This is a genomic window from Streptomyces sp. NRRL B-1140 (assembly GCF_001280065.1).
Taxonomy (GTDB): domain Bacteria; phylum Actinomycetota; class Actinomycetes; order Streptomycetales; family Streptomycetaceae; genus Streptomyces.
The window spans coordinates 130,173-152,395 of sequence record NZ_LGEA01000162.1; the positions used below are offsets into that span (position 1 = coordinate 130,173).

The window sequence follows — 22,223 nt, forward strand, 5'->3', positions numbered from 1 at the left end:
GGCACAGGAATTGCCGCCGGAGGGGGACGTGACATGCGGGACGCTCATCGGGCGGAGGCCGAGCGGCTGCTGGGGCGGGCCGTGGAGGAGGAGGTGCGGCGCTCGGGCGGCCGCACCGACGGGAAGGTGCTGCTCGCACGGGCGCGCGGGGCGCTCGACGTGATGGCGCGGAGCGCGTCCGAGGAGTACGAGGCCTACACGCGCGCCCTGGACGAGGCGGCGGCCGGTCAGCTGACCTTCGGGCAGCGCTACGCCCGGGACGGCGCCGGGACGCCGCTGCTGGTGGCGGGGGTCGCGGCCCTCACGGCCGTCGTCGCGGACATGGCGCTGGGGACGGGGGCCGGGACCGCTCTCGGGGCGGGTGTGACGGTGGGGGTCGTGGGGGCCGCGGCGACCGTTGTGAAGGTCGTCGGGTCGCATCTGCCGGCCGCGAGCCGGCGCGCCGGGGCCGTGAGCCAGCCGGGCGGGCCCGAACAGTTGCGGCTGCAGTGGCTGACGGCCCTGGAGGTGCGGGGCATCCGGCCGTTCCTGGACCAGCAGCGGGTGCTCGCGGCCTCGACCGGACCGAAGAAGACGGGCGGCCCACGGCTGCGGGGCGCGGACAAGAGCGCGGCGGCGCGCGGGCGCAACGTGCTGGAGCAGTCCTTCGGGCAGCTCCCGCAACCGGCGGAGCCGTTCGCGGGGCGTCGGCAGGAGCTGGCGCAGATCCGGCAGTGGGTGCAGGCGGCCCGCGCGAGCACCGAGACGCAGCCGACCGTGGTGGTGCTGCACGGCGCGCCCGGCAGCGGCCGTACGACACTCGCGGTGCACGCCGCGCACGATCTGAAGGACTACTTCCGCGGTGCCTGCGTCGTCGATCTGCGGGCCGAGGGGCCGGCCGGGGCCCCGCTGTCCACCCGTGACGCCCTGCTGCACCTGCTGAACCGGCTCGGCGCGCCCCGTGAGCAGCTGTTGTTCCGGGAGCGTTCCTCACCGGACCAGCAGGTCAAGCGGCTGAGCGAGCTGTACCACCAGCATCTGACGGGCCTGCCGGTCACCGTCGTCCTCGACGACGCCTCGGACGCGGAGCAGATCCGCGCCCTGGTTCCGGAGCGGTCCGACAGCCTGGTGCTGGTGACCGCGCGGAGCCCGCTGGAACTGGAGGGCCTGCCCGCCCGGGTGCACCGGCTGGCGGTGGAGCCGCTGGACGCCGCCGGCGCGGAGGAACTGCTGGGCGCGGCGGCTCAGGACCGTTCCGGGCCGTACGACGCGGAGGCGGCGGAGCGGGTCCGGGAGCTGTGCGGCGGGCTGCCGCTCGCGCTGCGCATCGCGGGCTCGGGTCTCGGCCCGCGTTCCCCTCGGGCGCTGGCGACGGACCTCGACGCCTACGGACCGGTCGAGCCGGTCGAACGCGCCCTGTGGCTGCGTTACACGGACCAGCCGGAGACCGTACGGCGGCTGCTGCGCCGGCTGGCTCTGGCCGGGCGGGCCTCACTGGGTGCGGCGGCGGCCGCCGCGCTGCTGGCCACGGACGAGGCGGAGGCCAAGCGGCATCTGCAGGTGCTGACCCGGGCCGGTCTGATCGACCACGTCCGGGGCGACCGCTACCGGCTGCACGACCTGGTCCGTTCCTTCGCCCAGGCCCGTCTCCTCGACGAGGAGGAGCCGGCCGAGCGCACGGCGGCGCAGGAGCGGCTGATCGTGAACTACGCCGAGCTGGCCGACTCGGTGCTGCGGATGGTCGACGGCAACATGTCGACCCGCACCAACCGCTTCAGCCCGTACGGCTTCACGTCCCTGGACGAGGCGCTGCGCTGGCTGGACGACGAGTCGAGTTTCATCACCGCGGCGCTGCGGCACGCCGAGGGCGTGGACCAGGCGGCGGTGCTGAACCTGCTGGGCGCGCTGTGCGACTACTGCCTGCTGCGGGGCGACCTGTACCGGCTGGGTGAGATCAGTGAGCTGGCGCAGGCGGTGGACGAGGGTCTGCTGGTCCGCTCGGTGCAGTGGCGCACGGGTATCGCGGCGCGGCAGCTGGGCGAGCTGGACAAGGCCCGCACCACCCTCGCGTCGGTCGTGGACCTCTACCGGGAGGCCCACCACGACGCCGGTGCGGCCCGTGCGCTGTGCTCCCTCGGTATCACCCTGCACCACCAGGGCAATCTGACGGAGGCGTCGGAGAAGCTCCGCGAGGCCCTGGCGCTGCAGGCCTCGCCCGAGCTTGCGACGGACCGGGCCTGGACGATGCACGCCCTGGCGGCCGTCGAGCGGGACCGTGCCCGGGTGGGAGAGGCCCTGGAGCTGCTGACCGAGTCCCTGGTGCTGCACCGGGCGGGCGAGTCCGTGCACGGCCAGGCGTGGGCGCACTTCCAGCTCGGTCAGCTGGGGCTGCGCATGGGCGACGTCCCGCGGGCCGAGGCCGAGCTGCGGGCGGCCCTGGAGCTGTACGGGCGCACCCGTGACGCCCGCGGCGAGGCCTGGGCGCTGACCCAGCTGGCCCGGGCGCTGCTGGTGGCGGGGGACGCGTCCCCGGCGGTGGAGGAACTGCGCGGGGCGGCGGCCCGCCACCGCGACAACGAGGACGCGCGCGGCGAGGCCTGGACGCTGTACTACCTGGGCCAGGCCCTGGAGGAGACGGGCGACCTCGACCAGGCGGTCCGCGAGCTGGAGCGGGCCCGCACGATGTTCTCCCGCATGCGGGACGTCTACGGGCTGGCCTGCGCACGCCACCACTCGGCCCGCGTCACCCGGGACCAGCGGGCCGCCCAGACGGGCTCCCTGCGCAACTCGGGCTTCGCCCGCCAGCTGCTCGTCGACGCCCGTGCCGACTTCCAGCGCATCGGCGTCGCCCACGGAGAGGCCTGGACGTGCCTGGAGCTGGTGGTCGTGGACGCGGGCAACGCCCGCACCCAGCAGGCGCTGGCCCTGTGCGACGAGGCGGTGGAGCTCTTCGCGTCCTACGGCGACCGCCGGGGCGAGGACTGGGCCCGCTTCCTGCGCTGCACGCTCCTGCCCTACGCGGCCCCGGGCGGCACGGAGGTGGGTACGGCGGTGGCGCAGGAGGAACTGGCGCAGCTGTCCCGTACGACCCACGGCCTGCGTGACGGCAAGCTGGACGACTACGTCGACGCGTACGCGCTGCTGCTGGAGCGGGGCGTCACCCTGGAGGCGGGCTGGCAGGCCTGGCGCCTGGGCATGGTGCCGAACCGGCATGCGCGGGAGGTGATGGGGGTGGCGGTGGATCCGAAGGCGTAGGCCCCATGGCCCCGAGGGGCTGCCCGCCGGCGGCGGTACTCGCCGGCCACCGACGGGTGGCGTCCCCGGGTGGGGGCGTCAGCCCTGCTTCTTGCCGCCCTGACCGGAAGGCTCCGCTGGTGCGGCTTCCCCGTCCGCCCGGGGCGGCTCCGCCGCCGACTGCTCGGCCTCGGGGTCCGGGACCTGGGTGAAGTCGACCCGGTTCATGTGCCGGCTCATGGACTTCATCAGGGCCCACACCGCCAGGGCCATCGCCGCGAAGACGATGAAACCGAGGACGCCGGGGGTGACCTTGTCCTCGTCGACCTCCTTGGCGAAGGAGACGAGGTGTGTCATTGCCAGGCTTGCGCTTGCGCTCATGTCAGGCATTGTCGCGGATGCCCGCAAAGAGGTCGTCCTCGGGGAGGGAGGTATCGACGAGGGCCTTCGCCAGCTCGTACTCCTCCGTCGGCCAGACCTCCTGCTGGATCTCCATGGGCACCTTGAACCAGCCGCCGTCCGGGTCGATCTGTGTGGCGTGGGCGATCAGCGCCTTGTCGCGGATCTCGAAGAACTCGCCGCACGGGATGTGCGTGGTGAGGGTGCGCTGCTTCATGCCGAACTCTTCCCAGCGCTTGAGCCAGTCCCCGTAGGGGGACTCCAGGCCGCGGTCGAGCATCGCCCGGTGCAGGGCCTCGGTGCGCGGGCGGTTGAAGCCCTGGTTGTAGTAGAGCTTCTGCGGCTGGTAGGCGGGGCCGTACTCGGCCTCCGGGTACTTCTCGGTGTCCGCGGCCGACTCGAACGCCACCATGGAGATCTTGTGGGTCATGATGTGGTCGGGGTGCGGGTAGCCGCCGTTCTCGTCGTAGGTGGTGATCACCTGCGGCCGGAAGGCGCGGATCTTGCGCACCAGCTCGCCGGCCGCGTGGTCCACGTCCTCCAGGGCGAAGCAGCCCTCCGGCAGCGGTGGCAGCGGGTCGCCCTCGGGCAGGCCGGAGTCGACGAAGCCGAGCCACTCCTGCTTGACGCCCAGGATCTCCCGGGCCTCGTCCATCTCCTTCTTGCGCACCTCGTGGATGTGCTCCTCGATGTACGCGTCGCCCTGGAGCTTCGGATTGAGGATGGAGCCGCGTTCCCCGCCCGTGCAGGTCACGACCAGCACGTCCACCCCCTCGGACACGTACTTCGCCATGGTCGCGGCGCCCTTGCTCGACTCGTCGTCGGGGTGGGCGTGAACGGCCATCAGTCGCAACTGGTCAGTCAAGACTCAATCCTCAGTAAGTCGGCGCCCGGTGTGCGTCGGCGCAATCAGCGGCTTCTATAGTGACCGAATCGGGGGGCGAATAATTCCGGGGCCCGGCCCTGGAGCCCCTTCCGGGACCTCGGTCCCGGCCCTGCCTGGAGGACGATCATGAGTTCGGCGAGCACGCGACTGCCCGAGGGCCGTTACGGCCGTTCCTCGGACGAGCGCGCCGACCGCACGCTCAAGGTCGTGGGTGCCGTCCTCGCGGTGGCACTGATGGGGCTCGTCGGCTGGTTCGGCTACCACTACGTCGTCAAGAACGAGATCAGCGCCGAGGTGATCAGCTTCGAGCCGGGCAAGAGGTCCGTGCAGGTGCATCTGGAGGTCCGCAAGGACGCCGGCACGGACGGCTACTGCACCGTGCGCTCGCAGGCCGAGAACGGCGCCGAGGTGGGCCGGGCGGACTTCCGCTTCGACGGGGACGGGACCCGCATCGACAAGGTCGTCACGCTCCGTACGACCTCCCCGGGGACGACGGCCGAGCTGCTGGGCTGCCACGCCGGCTGACGACCGCTCGGCATCACCTGGAATGCGGAGAGCCTGACCTGCATTGACGTGATTCTGGTCGCTTATGTCCTCCCCCTAGGGCCCCTGAATTGTTAGGCTCGTGGTTTCGCCCTTCCGTGAAGGAACATTCTTCTGGGTAGGGCGATGCTTTGTATTCCCAGTACCTACGAGGAGCACCTGTGACCCAGACCAGCGAGAACGTCACCTGGCTGACCCAGGAGGCGTACAACAAGCTCAAGGCTGAGCTTGAGCACCTTACTGGTCCCGCGCGGGCGGAGATCTCCGCGAAGATCGCCGCGGCGCGCGAAGAGGGCGACCTGCGTGAGAACGGCGGGTACCACGCGGCCAAGGAGGAGCAGGGCAAGCAGGAGCTCCGTGTGCGCCAGCTCACCCAGCTCCTCGAGAACGCCAAGGTCGGCGAAGCGCCCGCGGCGGACGGTGCGGTGGCGCCCGGCATGGTCGTCACGATCGCCTTCGACGGTGACGAGGACGACACGCTGACGTTCCTGCTCGCGTCCCGCGAGTACGCGAGCTCCGACATCGAGACCTACTCGCCGCAGTCCCCGCTGGGCAGCGGTGTGATCGGCCACAAGGTCGGTGAGGACGCGGAGTACGAGCTGCCGAACGGCAAGAAGGCCCTGGTGAAGATCCTCAAGGCCGAGCCGTACGAGGGCTGACCGGCCACCCGATCCCTGACCTGCCCCCGGCACCGCTGCGGCGCCGGGGGCATCGTCATGCCGTCGCCGAGCGGTACTTGCGCACCGCCAGGGTCCGGAAGACCACCAGGATCAGGATCGAGTAGATCAGCGAGGCCCACACGGGGTGCTGCATGGGCCAGGCGTCCGACGGGGACTGTCCCGGGTTGGCGAACAGCACGCGGCAGGCCTGGACCGTGGCGCTGAAGGGGTTCCACTCCGCGACGTGGCGCAGCCACGGGGTCATATGGCTGGTGTCCACGAAGGCGTTGGAGATGAACGTGACGGGGAAGAGCCAGATGAGGCCGCTGGACGTGGCCGCCTCGGGGGTCTTCACCGACATGCCGATCAGGGCGCCGATCCAGGTGAACGCGTAGCCGAGCAGGAGCAGCAGACCGAAGGCCGCGAGGACCTTGGCGGCGTTGGTACTGCCGTCCGACCCGACGCGCCAGCCGACCAGCAGGGCGACGACGGCGAGGACGACCAGGGTGAGGGCGGTCTGCACGGAGTCGGCGAGGGTGCGGCCGGTGAGGACCGCGCCGCGTGCCATGGGCAGGGAGCGGAAGCGGTCGATGAGTCCTTTGTGCATGTCGTCGGCGATGCCGGCGCCGGAGCTGGCGGTGGCGAAGGTGACGGTCTGCGCGAAGATGCCCGCCATCAGGAAGTTCTTGTAGTCGGCGGCGCTGGTGCTGTTGCCGATCTGCATGGAGCCGCCGAAGACGTAGGTGAACAGCACCACGAACATGATCGGCTGGATCAGCCCGTAGATGATCATCTCGGGAATCCGTGACATGCGAATCAAGTTCCGCTTGGCGACGACCATCGAGTCCCGGATCGACCGGCTGACCGGGTTCGCGGCCGGTGCGACCCGCACGGTGTCGGTGACGGCGCTCACTGGGCGGCCTCCTTGTCGTTCTCCTGGTCCTTGGCCTCGGCCACGTGCCCGGTGAGGGACAGGAAGACGTCGTCCAGGGTCGGCCTGCGCAGGCCGATGTCGTCGATCTCGATGCCGCGCGTGTCCAGTTCGCGGATGACCTCGGCGAGGAGCTTGGCGCCGCCGGTCACGGGGGCGGTGAGCTTGCGCATGTGGTCCTCGACGGTGGTCTCGCCCTTGCCGAAGCCCGCGAGGACCTCCGCGGCGGCCTGGATGTGCTCGCGCTGGTGCACCACGACCTCGACGCGCTCGCCGCCGGTGCGGGCCTTGAGCTGGTCGGAGGTGCCCTTGGCGATGACCTTGCCGTGGTCGACCACCGCGATGTCGTGGGCCAGGTGGTCGGCCTCCTCCAGGTACTGGGTGGTGAGCAGCAGGGTGGTGCCGCCGGAGACCAGCCGCTTGATGACCTCCCACAGCTGCTGACGGTTGCGGGGGTCGAGGCCGGTGGTCGGCTCGTCCATGAACATCACGGGCGGCGAGACGACCAGGGCCGCCGCGAGGTCGAGGCGGCGGCGCATGCCTCCGGAGTAGGTCTTGGTGGGGCGGTCGGCGGCTTCGATGAGGTGGAACTGCTCGAGCAGTTCGGCCGCGCGCTTCTTCGCGGCCTTGGCCCGCATCTGGTAGAGCTGCCCGACCATCTGGAGGTTCTCCCGGCCGGTGAGGTATTCGTCGACGGCCGCGAACTGGCCGGACAGGCCGATGGAGCGGCGGACCGCGTCGGGCTGTTTCAGCACGTCGATGCCCGCGACGACCGCCCGCCCGCTGTCGGGCCGCAGCAGGGTGGTCAGGCAGCGGACGGTGGTGGTCTTGCCCGCGCCGTTCGGCCCGAGCAGGCCGAGGACGGTGCCTTCGGGCACGTCGAGGTCGACGCCGTCCAAGGCCTTTACATCACCGAAGGTCTTGACCAGACCTTCGGCGTAGATGGCGCCTGGCATATGAGTCTCCACGTCTTCGGGGATGACTGGACAGGTGTCCGGTAACGCTTCTCACCGACACACCATAACGCGATGTATCGCGTCTCACAACGAGTTTTTCCGCGTAGCTCTCCGTGTTACGAAGGGATCTTGAGCGGACCGCGGGGCGGGCTCCCGACCGGGCCGGGTGCCCGCTCAGCCGATGACCGTGTAGCCCGCCTCGCGCAGCGCCTGGCCCACCTCGGCGCAGTGCGCCGGGCCCTTCGTCTCCAGGTGCAGCTCGACCTCCGCCTCCGTGAGCCCGAGCCGCGGGTCGGTCCGTACATGGCTCACATCAAGGACGTTAGCGTCGACCACTGACAACACGCCCAGAAGGGTGGCGAGGGCGCCGGGCCGGTCCGTCAGTCGTAGCCGGACCGCCAGGTAGCGACCCTGCGCGGCCATGCCGTGCCGCAGCACCCGCTCCATCAGCACCGGATCGACGTTGCCGCCGGACAGCACCGCGACGACCGGGCCCTCGAAGGCGCCGGGGTCGCTCAGCAGCGCCGCGACCGGGCTCGCCCCGGCCGGCTCCACGACCAGCTTGGCCCGCTCCAGGCACAGCAGCAGCGCGGCGGACAGCTCGTCCTCGGTGACCGTGCGCACCTCGTCGATAAGCTCGCCGACGATCCTGAACGGCACGTCGCCCGGCCGCCCGACCTTGATGCCGTCGGCCATCGTCGCCGGATTCTCCACCGACACCGGCCGGCCCGCGGCCAGCGAGGGCGGATAGGCCGCCGCGCCCGCCGCCTGCACGCCCACGACCCGCACCTCCGGGCGCAGCGCCTTGACCGCCACCGCGATCCCGGCGGCCAGCCCGCCCCCGCCGATGCCGACGAGGACCGTGCGCGCCTCGGGGCACTGCTCCATGATCTCCAGGCCGACCGTGCCCTGGCCCGCGATGATGTCGGGGTGGTCGAAGGGGTGGATGAACACCGCGCCCGTCTCGGCCGCGTACTCCTGCGCGGCGGCCAGCGTCTCGTCGACCACCTGGCCGTGCAGCCGCACCTCCGCGCCGTAGTCCCGGGTGGCGCTCACCTTGGGCAGCGGGGCGCCCTTCGGCATGAACACCGTGGAGCGCACGCCCAGGAGGGAGGACGCGAGGGCGACGCCCTGCGCGTGGTTGCCGGCGCTCGCGGCGACGACACCGGCGGCACGCTCCTCCGGAAGCAGACCGGCGATCCGCACGTACGCGCCGCGCAGCTTGAACGAGCCCGTCCGCTGGAGGTTCTCGCACTTGAGGTGCACCGGCGCGCCGACCGTCTGGGACAGGTGCCTGCTGCCCTCCATCGCGGTCACCCGCGCCACGCCCGACAGCATCTTCTGCGCGCCGCGCACGTCGTCGAGGGTGACGGGCCGAAAGGAGTCAGCCGTGCTGTAGCTCATGACTCCAGCATCGCAGTTCACAGGCGGGAACGACCGTTGTGACCAACCTCCGAGACCCGCTTTGCGCAGCGCCGGTACGGCCTGCCCTCCGGCCGCGTACCCTGTCCCCCAATCTGCCAGCCCTCCACGAAGTGAGCCCCCGGCCATGCCCACAACACCTGAAATGTCGATGGACATGACGACCGTCGGTGACACCGGTCTTCTCGACACGCTGCAGCACGAGGTGGCGCTGTTCGCCCGCCGTGCCGAACAGACCCGGCTCGGCGGGGTCGGGCAGGTGCGCAACTCCATGGACCGTGCCGCGTATCTGCTGCTCAACCGCCTCGACAAGGAAGGTCCGATGGGCGTCAAGGCGCTCGCCGCGAGCATGGGGATCGACTCGTCGACGGTCACCCGGCAGGTGGCTCCGCTCGTCGACACCGGTCTGGTGAAGCGCACCTCGCATCCCGAGGACGGGCGCGCGGTCGTGCTGCAGCTGTCCCCGCGCGGGCAGGCCCGGCTGGAGGAAGTGCGTTCCTCCCGACGGCAGTTGATGGCCGAGCTGACGCACGACTGGGAGCCCGACGAGCGCGAGGCGTTCTGCGGTCTCCTCACGCGTTTCAACACCGCGCTGTCCTCCCGGATGGCGGCGCAGGGGGTGCCGGGGCCGGAGGCGCAGCCGGAGTCCTGACCGCCGTACCGCGCCGCATGCGGTGCCACGGTCCGGGCTCCAGGCGTGCGTGGCACCGTCCGAGCCGTGCGCGGCTCTTGACCTCCGGGCCGTCCCTGGCCTGATATGAGACCGGGCCCCCGTCGCGCGCGGCCGGGGTCCGCATCCTCGGGGTGGCCGTAGGGCGGGAGGTGCGGTGCTGGAGAGGCATGCGTCCCGGGCGGCCCGTCGCGCCCGGGAGTTCGAGGCGTTCGTCGCGGGCGCGGCCGGGCGGCTGCTGCACGCCGCCACGCTGCTCACCGGCGAGTCCCCCGACGACAACCCCCGCGCGCGGCGCCTGCTGACACTGTCCCTGGCGCACACGTACGCGGGCTGGGACCGGCTGCACGGCGAGGATCCGTACGACCGCACCCGCCGGCAGCTCGCGACCCGTTTCGCGCGCGGCGCCTGGCACCGGCACGGGGCGCTCGGACGCGCCCGGCCGCACCCCGCGAACCCTCTGGCGCCGCTCACCCCGCAGGAACGGCTGATTCTGGTGCTCCGGCTCCACGAGGGTGTCGCCGAGGAGCAGACGGCCGCCCTGCTCGGTCTGTCCCCGGAACGCGTGCGGGCGATCTGTCACCGGGCGACCTCGGCCCTGCTGCACCGTTCGCGGGGCGCGGCCCCGGCGGTGACGGCCACGAAGGCGACGCGGTGAGCGCGGCCGGCCGGAGGGCGGCATGAGCGGGAACGACCGCGAGGCGGCCGTACGCAGGCTCCTGGAGCGGCCGGCGCGGCCGCTGCCGCCCGAGATCCACGCGGAGGCGGTGCGCCGCGGTGGCCGCATGCTGCGGCGCAGGGCGCTCGCCCGCCGTCTGATGTGGCTGCTGCTGTGCGCGGCGGCCGTGGCGTTCACGGTGTGGGCGCTGACGGCGCGCCCCTGGGTGGAGCCGCCGTCCGACACGACTCCACCCCTCACCGGCTGGTGACCCCGCCAGGGGCCGTACCCCTCTAGCCGAGCGCCTGCTGAAGGTCCTCCACCAGGTCCTCGGCGTTCTCGATGCCGACGGACAGCCGCACCAGGTCGGCGGGGACCTCCAGGGCCGATCCGGCCACGGAGGCGTGCGTCATGCGGCCGGGGTGCTCGATCAGCGACTCGACGCCGCCCAGGGACTCGCCCAGCGTGAAGATCTTGGCGCGGTTGCAGACCTCGACGGCCGCCTCCTCGCCGCCCTCGACGCGGAAGGAGACCATGCCGCCGAAGGACTTCATCTGCTTGGCGGCCACCTCGTGACCGGGGTGCTCCGGCAGGCCCGGGTACAGCACGCTCGTCACGCGCGGGTGACGGGTGAGCATGTCGGCGACCTTGACCGCGTTCTCGCTGTGCCGGTCCATGCGCACGGAGAGGGTCTTGGTGCCGCGCAGCACCAGCCAGGAGTCGAAGGGCCCGGCGACCGCGCCCATCGCGTTCTGGTGGAAGGCCAGTTCCTCGCCCAGCGCCGTGTCACCGGTGATCAGGGCGCCGCCGACGACGTCGGAGTGACCGCCCATGTACTTGGTCAGCGAGTGCACGACGACGTCCGCGCCCAGCGACAGCGGCTGCTGGAGGTAGGGCGTGGCGAAGGTGTTGTCGACGACGAGGCGGGCCCCGGCGTCCCGGGCGACCTGCGCCACGGCGGCGATGTCGGTGATGCCGAGCAGCGGGTTGGAGGGCGTCTCCACCCAGACGACCTTGGTCTTCGGGGTGACGGCGGCCCGGACGGCCGCCGGGTCGCTGGTGTCGGCGACCGACCACTCGACACCCCAGCGGGCGACGACCTTGGCGAACAGGCGGAACGTGCCGCCGTAGGCGTCGTTGGGGATGACCACGTGGTCGCCGGGGGCGAGCAGCGTGCGCAGCAGGCAGTCCTCGGCCGCCAGCCCGGACGCGAACGCGAGCCCGCGGCGGCCGCCCTCCAGGGCGGCGAGGTTCTCCTCCAGCGCGGTCCTGGTGGGATTGGCGCTGCGGCTGTACTCGTAGCCGCCGCGCAGCCCGCCGACGCCGTCCTGCTTGTAGGTCGAGACCTGGTAGATCGGCGGGACGACCGCGCCCGTCAGGGGGTCGGCGGTGTTGCCCGCGTGGATCGCGAGCGTCTCGAAGTGCTGACTGATGTGCCTGTCGCTCATGGGCACCGAGGGTAGTGCGCCGGAGCGCCGTGTGCCGGGGGACGGAACCGAGCGGGGGTTTTCCACAGGTTCGGGGAGCAGGTTGGCCAATTGTCGGCGCGGTCTGGTTCGCTTGACGCATGGAGATTCTCTGGGTCCTGATCGCGCTGGTCATGCTGGGCTTCGTGCTGCTCCCCTTCCTGCGGCGCAAGCGCGGTGGTGCGACAGGGCTGGTCTCGCCCGACCACCCGGACGCGGCGGACCCGGCGAACTACGGCTTCGTCCGGGAGGAGGAGCTCGACATCCGCATGCCGGGCCCCGACCAGGACCTGCTGGACGTCCTGGACGTGGTGCAGCGCACGCAGGACCACCGCGCCGCGCAGCAGCTCCTGGCGGGCACGGAGACGGAGGGCGAGCGGCGCTGGCAGCGTGTGCAGGCCTTCGCGGGCGCGGCCTCGCTGGAGCTCGCGCGGCGGCCCGGCGGGGTGAGCGAGGCGCCGGGCGGGCAGTGGCTGCGGGTGTGGCGGGCCGAGGCGCCCAAGGACGCGGGCGGTGCGGCGGTGCACGCCGAGTTCCTGGTGCAGCAGGCGTGGCGGACGGCGACGCCGGGGACGGACGAGTTCCGGATCATCATGGAGGAGGCCAGGACGGCGTGCGGTGAGGCGGCACTGCTCGCCCCCGGGGACCCGATCCCGTACATCGTCGAGCTGTCGGTGGCGCGCGGCCTCGGTTACTCCCAGAAGGACTTCGAGCAGATCTGGCTGAAGATCCTTGACCGCGCTCCGGCCCACATGGGGGCGCACCTGGCGGCGCTGCACTACTGGTGCGAGAAGTGGCACGGCTCGCGCGGGGAGGCGTACGCGTTCGCCGAGGCCGCGGCGGCCCGGGCGCCCCGGGGTTCCCTCCTGGCGGCGATGCCGCTGTTCGCGGTGTTCGAGCACCTCCCCGAGGTGACCCTCGTCGCGAGCTTCTGGCAGAGCGAGGTCGTCACGAAGGCGGTCCACGGCGCGCTGCACGCGGTGCACTCGGCCCGTCCCGACGACCCGATGCTGGCCCATGTCCGGCACATGCTGGTGTTCTTCCTGGTCCGCGGTGAGCGCTGGGCGGAGGCCATGAACCAGCTGGTGCACATCGACGGCCACGTGGGCGCCCTGCCCTGGACGCTGTCCGCCGACCCGGCGGCGGAGTTCGCGGTGTACCGGGCTTTGGCGGTGGCGGGCTACGAGGCGAACGGCGGCAGCCCGGCGAGCCTGCCGCACTGAATCCCGCCCGGGCCGCCGTGCCGGGCCCGGGACCTGCCGGAATTCCGGGCGCCGGCGCCACGTTGACGAGGGCGTCGCCCCGATTGGAGACCGCATGTTCCCGCACAGCCGTACGCCTCAGCTGCCGGCCGCCGATCAGGCGCTGCCCGGGCGCCCGGAGCCGGCGTTCACGGTCCCCGACCGCCACGCCGTCCTCGGCAACCCGCTGCTCGGCCCGTACCCCGAGGGCCTGGAGACCGCCGACTTCGGCCTGGGCTGCTTCTGGGGCGCCGAGCGCACGTTCTGGCAGCTCCCGGCCGGTGTGTGGACGACTCTCGTCGGCTACCAGGGCGGCCACACCGAGAACCCCACGTACGAGGAGGTCTGCTCGGGCCTGACCGGCCACACCGAGGTCGTACGGGTGGTCTTCGACCCGGAGCAGATCTCGTACGAGCGTCTCCTGAAGACGTTCTGGGAGTCGCACGACCCGACGCAGGGCTTCCGGCAGGGCAACGACGTGGGCACGCAGTACCGCTCGGCCGTCTACACCCACACCCCCGCCCAGGAGGCCGGCGCCAAGGCGTCCCGTGAGGCGTACCAGAAGGTCCTGACGTCCTCCGGCTACGGCACCGTCACCACGGAGATCGTCACGACTGAGGGCCGCCCCTTCTATCCGGCGGAGGGCTACCACCAGCAGTACCTGGACAAGAACCCCGCGGGCTACTGCGGCATCGGCGGCACTGGGGTGTCCTGCCCGACAGGTGTTGCCAAGGCCGACGGCTGATTCGAAGTGAGCGACAACGAGAAGATCACACGACTGTTCGCGGCTCTCGGCGCTGACGATCCGCAAGGCTGGGCTGAGTCAGAGGTCGCGGAGAACCTTCCTCAGCTGGCTCGGTACCGGTTCCTGCGAGCACTGTCGCAAGACATCGAGGCGTGGGACACGGCTTCGGTCAGCGCCCTCCGCGACGGCAGTGACGCCGAGGGGTCGACCGGGTCGGATCCCACGATGGATCTCGGGCGCCTTGCTCGCCACGTTGCCCGTGAGATGGCCTTCTGCGTCTTGCGCCGACTGGCGGACCCGGACAGCGACGGCCTCTCCGCCGGCATACGACAGCAGATGCCCGGATGGGTTCTCACGGAGACGACACCCGCGGGAGAGCCGACGCACCGCTCACTGGACTGTCTGCACGAGGACCTCGACACCGTGGTCGGCTCATCGCCCGGCACGCAGCCGAGCAGGACGGTCGCGGCAGGCTGGATCTGGTCGAGCAATCTCCGCCCATTCTGCGAGTACCTCGCGGCGGAAGTGGAATACGACTTCGACGACAGCGACTGGTTGGCCGTCGACACGGCACTGCCCGAGACCGACGACGACCAGCCCCGCTCGGCCTGGTACACCTACCCCCTCGTCGGGCGCGACCGCGTCGATCTCCACATCGCCCGATCCGTGGACGGCGACGAGGTGTCCGTGAGTGTCGAGGGGACCGTGGACAGCCGTGTCCGAAGCCGTGTTGAACTGCTCTTCGACATCATGGCGCGCTACGCGCTCGCACCGGAATGAACCCCCGGGCCGGGCTGCCGGCGAACTGCAGGCGGATGGTTGCTCAGTCCCACCAGAAGAACCAGGTTCGCGTCGGGACCTGCACAGCGACCTCGGGCAACCCTCCAATGACCTGGTCCAGGTCAGGGCAGTAGGCGTAGTGCTCGATCGCGACCCGTGCTGCCTCCGATGGGGCCGCCGGAGGGTGCTCCACCGACAGCATCACCTCGTGGGTGTCGAGGTAGCAGATCTCCGCACCGTACCGGTCGTGCCACGCCCGCAGTACGCTCGCGTGGTCCCAGTAGGACAGTCCTTCCCCGCCGGGGAACGGCGTGTGGTTCGGCGTGAACGGTGCGTCCAGGAGTTCCGGGAGACCGGAGGGATCCTCGGTGGAGACAAGGCAGATCCACTCGGGGGGCTCTGCGAAGAAGGTGGCGAGCAGGGACTGCGCGGACCTGGGGGCCCGCGCCCCGGCCGCCGGAGTGGAATCCGCGAGTCGCCGGGCCAGGTCCTCGAAGTCGCGTGCGGGGGTCGGGTGTGCCTCGGGCCCTCTGAACCACTGCGCTTCCGTGAGAAGGTCGTTCGCTTGCAGCTCCATCAGCCTCTCGACGATCGGCTGTCGGCCCTCGTCGGCGCGGCTGTCGCCGGCTGCGCCCGCCCATTCCCACCGGCTCGGTGAGGTGTGAGAGACGAAGGGCCACAACCCGGTGGATCCGTATCGCTCACGTGCGCGTCTCCACACGTCGAGACACGCCCCTGGCTCGCACCGGAAACCGAAAAGGACTCCCCCTCCCGGGATGCGAGCCGTTCGCACCTGCTCCGCAGGCACACCCAGCTCGGCAGCGAGCCTGTCCATGGGGTCGCCCCGCATCGCTCTTCCCTTTCACTCGTGTCCCTGGTGCTGAACTGCGGGCAGGGCCCATGGTGATTCTCTCGACAAGACCCCCCACGCGGGCACAGATCGAAGCGGCCCTGCGCATTCTCAGCATGGACACCGTGCGCTGACGGTCCGTTCCCGGGGTACCGGGCTGCTGCGGGCGCCCGGTCAGCCCGTAGGGTGCCTGCGTGACTGCGCCCTTGAGTTCCGACAGGTCCCGTGCCGCACTGCGGACATCCGCGCGGGTTTCCGCCGAGTTGCTGCTGGTGCTCGCCATGTCCGCCGTGGCGTTGTGGCTGCTGGGCCGGATGTGGTCCGTGGTGTGGCCGCTGGTGGTCGGGCTGCTGCTGACCACGCTGACCTGGCCCGCGGCCCGGCTGCTGCGTCGCCGGGGGTGGCCGCCCGCGCTGGCGGCGTCGGTCGTGACCGTGCTGTTCCTGCTGGTCGCCGTCGGTGTGGTGGCGCTGATCGCCGTACCGGTGGCCTCCCAGTCCGGGGAGCTGACCGACGGTGTCGTGGAGGGGATCCAGCGGCTTCGCGAGTGGGCCGCCGGGCCGCCGTTGAACATCGGGGACGCGCAGATCAACCAGGCCTTCGACAGCGCGGTCTCCCGCGCCCAGGAGGGCGTCGGCAGCATGGTGGGCGCCGTCGTCACCGGGGTGAGCACCGTGGTGAACGGCGTCGTCACCGCCGTCCTCGCGCTCTTCCTGATGTTCTTCTTCCTGAAGGACGGCCCGCGGTTCCTGCCGTGGCTCTCCCGTCAGCTGCCCGGCCGCTTCGCCACCGACGTGCCGACCGTGTGCGCGCGCAGCTGGGACACCCTGGGCGCCTTCGTACGGTCCCAGGCGGCCGTCGGCCTGCTCGACGCCGTCCTGATCGGGCTCGGCCTGTGGATCCTGGGTGTGCCGCTGGTGCTTCCGCTGGCGGTGCTGACGTTCGTCTCGGCGTTCGTGCCGATCATCGGCGCCCTGTTCGCCGGCTTCGTGGCGGTGCTCATCGCGCTCGTGTCCAACGGTCTGACGGACGCGCTGATCGTGCTGGCGATCATCGTGGTGGTGCAGCAGCTGGAGGGCAACGTCTTCCAGCCCATGATCCAGAGCCGGGGCCTGGGTCTGCACGCGGCCGTCGTCCTGCTGGCGGTGACGCTGGGCGGCAACCTGGCCGGCATCGTGGGCAGCCTGCTCGCCGTGCCCGTGGCGGCGCTGATCGCGGTGGTCTGGAACTACGTGCGCGAGCAGCTCGTCGATCCGGGGGGCGAAACGGCGGCCGACGAGCCGGGCGCCGACGAGCCGGATACCGGAGCAGCCGTCCCGTCGTAGCGGCACGGTCGCGGCGGCCCTGAGGCGCGCGGGCGCGGTGGCCTGAGGCGCGCGGGCGCGGTGGCCTGGGCACCCGGCCGCTGCGCCCCCGGGGGGGCACCCGGCCGCACCGACGCGCGAACGGCCCTGCCCGGGTCGCGCGGCTCCTCCTCGCTTGCGAGTCTGCAGGCGAGAGGAGAGCCGCCCCATGGTTGCTGTCGCCGCGTCACCCGTGCGTCTGGAGGCGTCCGTCGATCCCCGCCTGTCCCGGTGGATGTGGCTGGTGAAATGGCTGCTCGCCATCCCGCACTACATCGTGCTGGTGTTCCTGTGGATCGCCTTCACCGTCGTGACCGTGATCGCCTTCTTCGCCGTCCTGTTCACCGCCCGCTATCCGCGGCCCCTCTTCGACTTCAGCGTCGGCGTACTGCGCTGGAACTGGCGGGTCGGCTACTACGCGCACACCGCGCTCGGCACCGACCGCTATCCGCCCTTCACCCTCGCCGACGTGCCCGACTACCCGGCGCGCTTCGACGTCGCGTATCCCGAACGGCTGTCGCGCGGACTGGTCCTGGTGAAGTGGTGGCTGCTGGCGATCCCGCAGTACATCGTGGTCGGGATGATCGTCGGGGGCGGCTGGGGCGGGGACGACTGGCGGGGTGGCGGGCTGCTGCCCTTCCTCTCCCTGGTGGCCGTCGTCATCCTGCTCTTCACCGCCCGCTACCCGCGGCACCTCTTCGACTTCCTGATCGGCCTCGCCCGCTGGGCGGCCCGGGTGGCGGCCTACGCCACGCTGCTCACGGACCAGTACCCGCCGTTCCGGCTCGACCAGGGCGGGCAGGAGCCCTCACCGCCGCCGGCGGCAGCACCGCCGCCGACGGACCCACTGACCAAGGTCTGATCCCGCAAAGGGAACAATCCACAGCGGAATCGATTCCTCCCGCCCTACGCTCCCTCGCATGGTTCTCAGAAGAGCGTTACAGCTGATCATGGTCGTCGCTCTGGCCCTCGCGGGGGCGGTCCAGGGCGGCGTGAGCACGGCACGGGCGCAGGAGAACGGAAACCCGGACGGGCGGCACCTGCTGTTCTACAACCACGCCTACGGCGTGTTCGACCGGCAGACCGCGGACGCCATCGAGCACTCCTCCTACCTTCGGGACTTCGCGAACTTCCTGGTCCGCACCACGACCGGCTCCGGCGGGCAGACCTGGACCGGCCGCTACCTGATGGGGCGCGAGACCTACTTCGAGCTGTTCGGAGTGGGCGACGTACCGGGCAAGGACGGCACCCTGGGCGCCGCCGGCCTGGGCGTGTCCACCGAGCGTGCCGGGGATCTGCCCACGGTGGTCGAGCGGCTGCGGAAGGCCGGGATCAGCGACCCGGTCGAGTTCCCGCAGACGCGCGACTTCGGCGACGGCGTCCCCGTGCCCTGGTTCGACGCGGTCCTCACCACCGGCGAGTACGACCTCTTCGGCGCCTGGGGCATGGAGTACCGGCCGGAGTACTTCGCCGACCCGCGCAGCAACACCGAGCCCGCCTCCCACCCGGGTGACGTGGGCCGGGAGCGCTACCTGTCCGACGCCTACCGCGACCATCTGATGCGGGACGTGACCGGCATCCGGCTCGCGGTGACCGCACGCGACCTCGCCGCCACCGTGCCGCTGCTGAAGGCCGGCGGTTTCGCGGTGCGCTCCCTGCCGGACGGGGGCGTCCTCGCGAAGGACGGCGGCACCACGATCCGGTTCGACTCCGTGCCCCTGGACCGGGTGGGCCTCAAGCAGGTCGAGATGGCGCTGAACCACCCGGTGTCGTACCGGCACGTGGAGCGGATCGGACACTCGGCCCTCGTGGTCGGCCCGGGGGCCCGGGCGGTGTGGACCTTCGAGGACCAGGACCGGCCGGACGCCGGGTAGGGACGGGTCCAGGGGCTGTCCGGCCGGTCCCGTCGGGCAGTCCCTAGCCCAGCCTCTCCGCCAGGAACCCCTCCCACGTCCGCTTCCCCGTCTCCGCCCCCGCCGGCGCCAGGTTCCGCCCCGCCCGGTACGCCCGCCCCGCCTTCCCGGGGATGCGCACCGGCAGCATGAGGCGGCGCCTGTCGCGCAGGCGGAGGTAGGGGCGGGCCAGGGCGGCGAGGTCGTACAGGTGCGGCCCGGCCAGGTCCGGGACCAGGCCCGACGGGGCGCCGAGGGTCAGTTCCGCGAGACGGGCGGCGACCTCGCGGGAGTCGACCGGCTGGAGCCGGAGACCGCCGGGAACCGGGAAGACCGGCAGCTTCGCCATCTTCTCGACCATGGTCAGCGCGAGGTCGTGGAACTGGGCCGCGCGCAGGGTCGTCCACGGGATGCCCGACTCGGCGACGGCCCGCTCCGACTCCAGCTTCGTCCGCATCCAGGCCAGCGGGACGCGGTCGGCGCCGATGACCGAGACGTAGATCAGGTGCCGCACGCCGGCCCGGGCGGCGGCCGCCACCAGGGTGCGGGTGGCCTCGTCGTCGCCCCTGGGGCCGCCCGCCAGGTGCAGCACCGTCTCGGCGCCCCGGACGGCGGCCTCGACGCCGTCGCCCGTCAGCAGGTCCCCGGTGACGTACTCGACGCCGTCCGCGGCGGGGCGGGCGCTCCGGGTGAGGATCCGCACGTCGTGGCCGGACGCGCGCAACAGCGGGACGACGTGGACGCCGAGGGTGCCCGTGCCGCCGGTGACCAGGATCGGTGATGTCATGACTGCTCCCCGGTTGTTCGTCGTGGTGTCGCCTTCGCCGGTATGACGGGCGGCGGCGCGACGATGTGACGAGCCGGGGTGCGGGCAGGGTGCGGGCGGCTCAGCCGCCGCTGCCGTAGGGCCTCGTGATGATCTCCAGGCGGTGGCCGTCGGGGTCGTCGAAGTAGGCCCCGCGCCCGCCGTCGTTGTGGTTGATCTCCCCGGGGCGGCTGTGGAACGGGTCCGCCCAGTAGGTCAGGCCGGCTTCCTGGATGCGGCCGAAGATCTCGTCGAACTCCTCCTCCGACACGAGGAAGGCGTAGTGCTGCGGCGTGATGGCGCCCGGGCTGTCCATGAAGTCGAGCGTCACCCCGTTGGGGATCTCGACCGGGAGGAAGGGGCCGTAGGGCGGGCTCACGTCGAGCCCCAGGAGGTCGGCGAGGAACCGGGCCGAGGCGCGTTTGTCGTGGGCGACGACGATGGTGTGGTTGAGCTGCACGGTCATGGTGGCCTCCCCTGGCGTACGTGGCGGCGGACCCTCCGGTGCACTCCCCCCACGTGTACCCCGCGCTTGCGCCGTCGTGCATCACGAACGCCCTGAGGGCCCCGGCGCGCGGCCGGGGCCCTCAGGGCTGCTGTGCACGGGTCGGAGATCAGATCGTCGCCGTGTCGATCACGAACCGGTAGCGCACGTCGCTGGCCTGGACGCGCTCGTACGCCTCGTTGATCTGGTCGGCGCGGATCAGCTCGATCTCGGCGCCGAGGCCGTGCTCGGCGCAGAAGTCCAGCATCTCCTGCGTCTCGGCGATACCACCGATCATGGAACCGGCGAGGGTCTTGCCGCCGCCGATCACCGAGAAGAGGTTGAGGGAGATCGGCTCCTCGGGGGCGCCGACATTGGCCAGGGTGCCCTCGGTCTTCAGCAGGGACAGGTAGGCGTTGAAGTCCAGCGGGGCGGACACCGTGGACACGATCAGGTCGAACGTGCCGGCCAGCTCCTCGAAGGTCTTCGGGTCGCTGGTGGCGTAGTAGTGGTCGGCGCCCAGCCGCAGGCCGTCCTCCTGCTTGCGCAGGGACTGCGACAGCACGGTCACCTCGGCGCCGAGCGCGTGGGCGATCTTGACGCCCATGTGGCCGAGGCCGCCCAGGCCGACGATCGCGACCTTCTTGCCGGGGCCTGCGCCGAAGCGGCGGAGCGGGGAGTAGAGGGTGATGCCGGCGCACAGCAGCGGCGCGGCGACGTCGAGGGAGAGGCCGTCGGGGATGCGGACGACGAAGTTCTCGTCGACGACGACGTTCTGCGCGTAGCCGCCGTAGGTGGGCTCGCCGTCGTGGCCGATGCCGTTGTACGTCGGGACGTTGCCCTTCACGCAGTACTGCTCGCGCCCGTCCTTGCAGTTCTCGCACTCGCGGCAGGAGTCGACCATGCAGCCGACGCCCACGCGGTCGCCGACGGCGAACTTCGTGACGCCCGGGCCGACGGCGGAGACGACACCGGCTATCTCGTGGCCGGGGACCATCGGGAAGATCGCCTCACCCCAGCCCTCCTGGGCCTGGTGGATGTCGGAGTGGCAGATGCCGGCGAACTTGATGTCGATCAGGACGTCGAACTCGCGGACCTCGCGGCGCTCGATGGTGGTGCGCTCCAGCGGAGCCTTGGGGGCGGGAGCGGCGTACGCAGCAGCAGTGGTCATGCCGGGGGTTCTCCTAGCGGGGGTTGTGTGCCCGGCTGCCTTCTGGATCTTCTGCCCGGGCACGATCACCAGCGTGCCCGATTCGATCGTGCTCACCCAGACCACGGTTTTGCGTACGCACACGGTGCGTACCACTGGCGGGGTCAGGCTCGTGTGCGTACGACCGTGAATACTGGAACGCATGGACCAACAGCCCGAACCCGCGCAGACGGCCGGTGGCGGCCTGGACCGGCGCGCCGAGCTCAGCGAGTTCCTGCGCACCCGGCGGGCCCGGCTGAAGCCCGAGGACGTGGGGCTGCCCGACTTCGGGCGGCGGCGGGTTCCGGGGCTGCGCCGCGAGGAGCTCGCGCAGCTGGCCGGGGTGTCCGTGGCGTACTACACGCGGCTGGAGCAGGGCAACGGCCGCAACGTCTCGGCGGAGGTGCTGGACGCCATCGCGCGCGCCCTGCGGCTGAACGACGCCGAGCACGCACACCTGACGCATCTGGCGAAGCCGAAGCAGCACAAGAAGAAGCCGGTGGCACGCAGCCAGCAGGTGCGGCCTACGCTGCGGCATCTGCTGGACTCGATCGAGTCCGTCCCGGCGTACATCGTCGGACGCCGCTCCGACATCCTGGCCTGGAACCGGATGGCGTCGGCCCTCTTCGGCGACTGGGCGGAGGTGCCGGCCCAGGAGCGGAACTGGGCGCGGATGGTGTTCCTGCGGCCGGAGTACCGCGAGCTGTACCTGGAGTGGGAGCAGAAGGCGGCCGACATGGTCGGCTATCTGCGCATGGACGCGGGCTGCCACCCGGACGACCCGCGGCTGTCGGCGCTGGTGGGCGAACTGTCGGTGAAGAGCGAGGACTTCCGCCGGCTGTGGGCCGCCCACAACGTCAAGGAGAAGAGCTACGGCGTCAAGCGCATGCGTCATCCCCTGGTCGGCGACCTGACCCTCTCCTTCGAGACGTTCCGCCTGGTCGACGACGGTGAGCAGTCCCTGGTCACCTACCACGCGGAGCCGGACACCCCGTCGGCGGAGGCCCTGCGGCTGCTGGCGAGCTGGGGGGCGGACGCGACGCGCTCCGGGGCCAGGGCTTCGACGCCGTCGGAGTGAGCGGGCCGGCGTC

The 22,223-nt window shown here is 71.6% G+C and carries 23 protein-coding genes; 13 read left to right on the forward strand and 10 right to left on the reverse strand.

Features of this window, described 5'->3' with window-relative positions; translation table 11 throughout:
- The first annotated feature begins 33 nt into the window (after positions 1–33).
- A complete protein-coding gene (locus tag ADK65_RS35055) occupies positions 34–3,234 on the forward strand; it encodes a tetratricopeptide repeat protein (protein ID WP_053675421.1) in 3,201 nt (1,066 codons plus the stop codon).
- Between the two features lie 78 nt (positions 3,235–3,312).
- Here ADK65_RS35055 and ADK65_RS35060 read toward each other — a convergent pair whose 3' ends face one another.
- Both ADK65_RS35060 and mca read right to left on the reverse strand, forming a co-directional pair.
- Positions 3,313–3,603 (reverse strand): hypothetical protein, encoded by a 291-nt coding sequence (locus ADK65_RS35060; RefSeq protein WP_078956298.1) that lies wholly within the window; start codon positions 3,601–3,603, stop codon positions 3,313–3,315.
- Positions 3,596–4,477 carry a mycothiol conjugate amidase Mca gene (gene mca / locus ADK65_RS35065; protein ID WP_053675425.1) on the reverse strand — a complete coding sequence of 294 codons (882 nt, stop codon included), beginning with the start codon at positions 4,475–4,477 and terminating at the stop codon, positions 3,596–3,598. The genes ADK65_RS35060 and mca overlap by 8 nt, the downstream gene beginning before the upstream one ends.
- Before the next feature lie 147 nt (positions 4,478–4,624).
- On the opposite strand from mca, the gene ADK65_RS35070 reads away from it, so the two are divergent.
- Both ADK65_RS35070 and greA read left to right on the forward strand, forming a co-directional pair.
- Positions 4,625–5,023, forward strand: coding sequence for a DUF4307 domain-containing protein (locus ADK65_RS35070; RefSeq protein WP_053675427.1), 399 nt, complete (start codon positions 4,625–4,627; stop codon positions 5,021–5,023).
- A gap of 179 nt (positions 5,024–5,202) precedes the next feature.
- Positions 5,203–5,700, forward strand: coding sequence for a transcription elongation factor GreA (gene greA, locus ADK65_RS35075; protein ID WP_053675429.1), 498 nt, complete (start codon positions 5,203–5,205; stop codon positions 5,698–5,700).
- Positions 5,701–5,755: 55 nt separating this feature from the next.
- On the opposite strand, the gene ADK65_RS35080 is transcribed toward greA, so the two are convergent.
- The 3 genes from ADK65_RS35080 to ilvA all read right to left on the reverse strand — a co-directional run bounded on the left by ADK65_RS35080 (position 5,756) and on the right by ilvA (position 8,991).
- The gene (locus tag ADK65_RS35080) at positions 5,756–6,613 is read right to left on the reverse strand and encodes an ABC transporter permease (protein ID WP_053675431.1); all 858 of its coding nucleotides are present in this window, start codon (positions 6,611–6,613) and stop codon (positions 5,756–5,758) included.
- Entirely contained in the window at positions 6,610–7,587 is a 978-nt protein-coding gene (locus ADK65_RS35085; RefSeq protein WP_053675433.1) for an ATP-binding cassette domain-containing protein, read from the reverse strand. Before ADK65_RS35085 ends, ADK65_RS35080 begins: the two co-directional genes overlap by 4 nt.
- A 174-nt stretch (positions 7,588–7,761) precedes the next feature.
- The gene (gene ilvA, locus ADK65_RS35090) at positions 7,762–8,991 is read right to left on the reverse strand and encodes a threonine ammonia-lyase (RefSeq protein WP_053675435.1); all 1,230 of its coding nucleotides are present in this window, start codon (positions 8,989–8,991) and stop codon (positions 7,762–7,764) included.
- A 163-nt stretch (positions 8,992–9,154) separates the two neighbouring features.
- On the opposite strand from ilvA, the gene ADK65_RS35095 reads away from it, so the two are divergent.
- From ADK65_RS35095 to ADK65_RS35105, 3 genes are all read left to right on the forward strand, one after another.
- Positions 9,155–9,661 carry a MarR family winged helix-turn-helix transcriptional regulator gene (locus tag ADK65_RS35095; protein ID WP_030842436.1) on the forward strand — a complete coding sequence of 169 codons (507 nt, stop codon included), beginning with the start codon at positions 9,155–9,157 and terminating at the stop codon, positions 9,659–9,661.
- Between the two features lie 175 nt (positions 9,662–9,836).
- Positions 9,837–10,337, forward strand: coding sequence for a sigma factor-like helix-turn-helix DNA-binding protein (locus ADK65_RS35100; RefSeq protein ID WP_053675437.1), 501 nt, complete (start codon positions 9,837–9,839; stop codon positions 10,335–10,337).
- Between the two features lie 22 nt (positions 10,338–10,359).
- Complete coding sequence (locus ADK65_RS35105; RefSeq protein ID WP_053675439.1) at positions 10,360–10,608, forward strand: hypothetical protein; 249 nt, start codon at positions 10,360–10,362, stop codon at positions 10,606–10,608.
- 22 nt (positions 10,609–10,630) lie between these two features.
- Here the strand turns inward: ADK65_RS35105 and ADK65_RS35110 are convergent, their stop codons facing one another.
- Positions 10,631–11,785, reverse strand: a complete 1,155-nt coding sequence (locus ADK65_RS35110) for a cystathionine gamma-synthase (protein WP_053675442.1) — start codon at positions 11,783–11,785, stop codon at positions 10,631–10,633.
- A 119-nt stretch (positions 11,786–11,904) separates the two neighbouring features.
- Between ADK65_RS35110 and ADK65_RS35115 the strand changes: the two genes are divergently transcribed.
- The 3 genes from ADK65_RS35115 (at position 11,905) to ADK65_RS39860 (ending at position 14,569) form a co-directional block, all read left to right on the forward strand.
- Positions 11,905–13,026 carry a hypothetical protein gene (locus tag ADK65_RS35115; RefSeq protein WP_053675444.1) on the forward strand — a complete coding sequence of 374 codons (1,122 nt, stop codon included), beginning with the start codon at positions 11,905–11,907 and terminating at the stop codon, positions 13,024–13,026.
- 94 nt (positions 13,027–13,120) lie between these two features.
- The gene (gene msrA / locus ADK65_RS35120; RefSeq protein WP_053675445.1) at positions 13,121–13,789 is read left to right on the forward strand and encodes a peptide-methionine (S)-S-oxide reductase MsrA; all 669 of its coding nucleotides are present in this window, start codon (positions 13,121–13,123) and stop codon (positions 13,787–13,789) included.
- Between the two features lie 6 nt (positions 13,790–13,795).
- Entirely contained in the window at positions 13,796–14,569 is a 774-nt protein-coding gene (locus ADK65_RS39860; RefSeq protein ID WP_063788084.1) for a hypothetical protein, read from the forward strand.
- 43 nt (positions 14,570–14,612) lie between these two features.
- Here the strand turns inward: ADK65_RS39860 and ADK65_RS35130 are convergent, their stop codons facing one another.
- Positions 14,613–15,146 (reverse strand): DUF4253 domain-containing protein, encoded by a 534-nt coding sequence (locus ADK65_RS35130; protein ID WP_234353044.1) that lies wholly within the window; start codon positions 15,144–15,146, stop codon positions 14,613–14,615.
- 467 nt (positions 15,147–15,613) lie between these two features.
- Here ADK65_RS35130 and ADK65_RS35135 point away from each other — a divergent pair, with 467 nt between their 5' ends.
- From ADK65_RS35135 to ADK65_RS35145, 3 genes are all read left to right on the forward strand, one after another.
- Positions 15,614–16,744: an AI-2E family transporter gene (locus tag ADK65_RS35135; RefSeq protein ID WP_078956299.1), complete on the forward strand. Its 1,131-nt coding sequence runs from the start codon at positions 15,614–15,616 to the stop codon at positions 16,742–16,744.
- A 187-nt stretch (positions 16,745–16,931) separates the two neighbouring features.
- Positions 16,932–17,624: a DUF4389 domain-containing protein gene (locus ADK65_RS35140; protein ID WP_053675451.1), complete on the forward strand. Its 693-nt coding sequence runs from the start codon at positions 16,932–16,934 to the stop codon at positions 17,622–17,624.
- 82 nt (positions 17,625–17,706) lie between these two features.
- Positions 17,707–18,636, forward strand: coding sequence for a DUF5829 family protein (locus ADK65_RS35145; protein WP_053675602.1), 930 nt, complete (start codon positions 17,707–17,709; stop codon positions 18,634–18,636).
- Between the two features lie 43 nt (positions 18,637–18,679).
- Here the strand turns inward: ADK65_RS35145 and ADK65_RS35150 are convergent, their stop codons facing one another.
- The 3 genes from ADK65_RS35150 to ADK65_RS35160 all read right to left on the reverse strand — a co-directional run bounded on the left by ADK65_RS35150 (position 18,680) and on the right by ADK65_RS35160 (position 21,114).
- The gene (locus tag ADK65_RS35150) at positions 18,680–19,441 is read right to left on the reverse strand and encodes an SDR family oxidoreductase (protein ID WP_053675453.1); all 762 of its coding nucleotides are present in this window, start codon (positions 19,439–19,441) and stop codon (positions 18,680–18,682) included.
- Positions 19,442–19,541: 100 nt separating this feature from the next.
- Positions 19,542–19,925, reverse strand: a complete 384-nt coding sequence (locus ADK65_RS35155; RefSeq protein ID WP_053675455.1) for a VOC family protein — start codon at positions 19,923–19,925, stop codon at positions 19,542–19,544.
- A gap of 148 nt (positions 19,926–20,073) precedes the next feature.
- Positions 20,074–21,114: an NAD(P)-dependent alcohol dehydrogenase gene (locus ADK65_RS35160; RefSeq protein WP_053675457.1), complete on the reverse strand. Its 1,041-nt coding sequence runs from the start codon at positions 21,112–21,114 to the stop codon at positions 20,074–20,076.
- Between the two features lie 181 nt (positions 21,115–21,295).
- Here ADK65_RS35160 and ADK65_RS35165 point away from each other — a divergent pair, with 181 nt between their 5' ends.
- Complete coding sequence (locus tag ADK65_RS35165) at positions 21,296–22,210, forward strand: helix-turn-helix domain-containing protein (RefSeq protein WP_053675460.1); 915 nt, start codon at positions 21,296–21,298, stop codon at positions 22,208–22,210.
- The last annotated feature ends 13 nt before the right edge of the window (positions 22,211–22,223 follow it).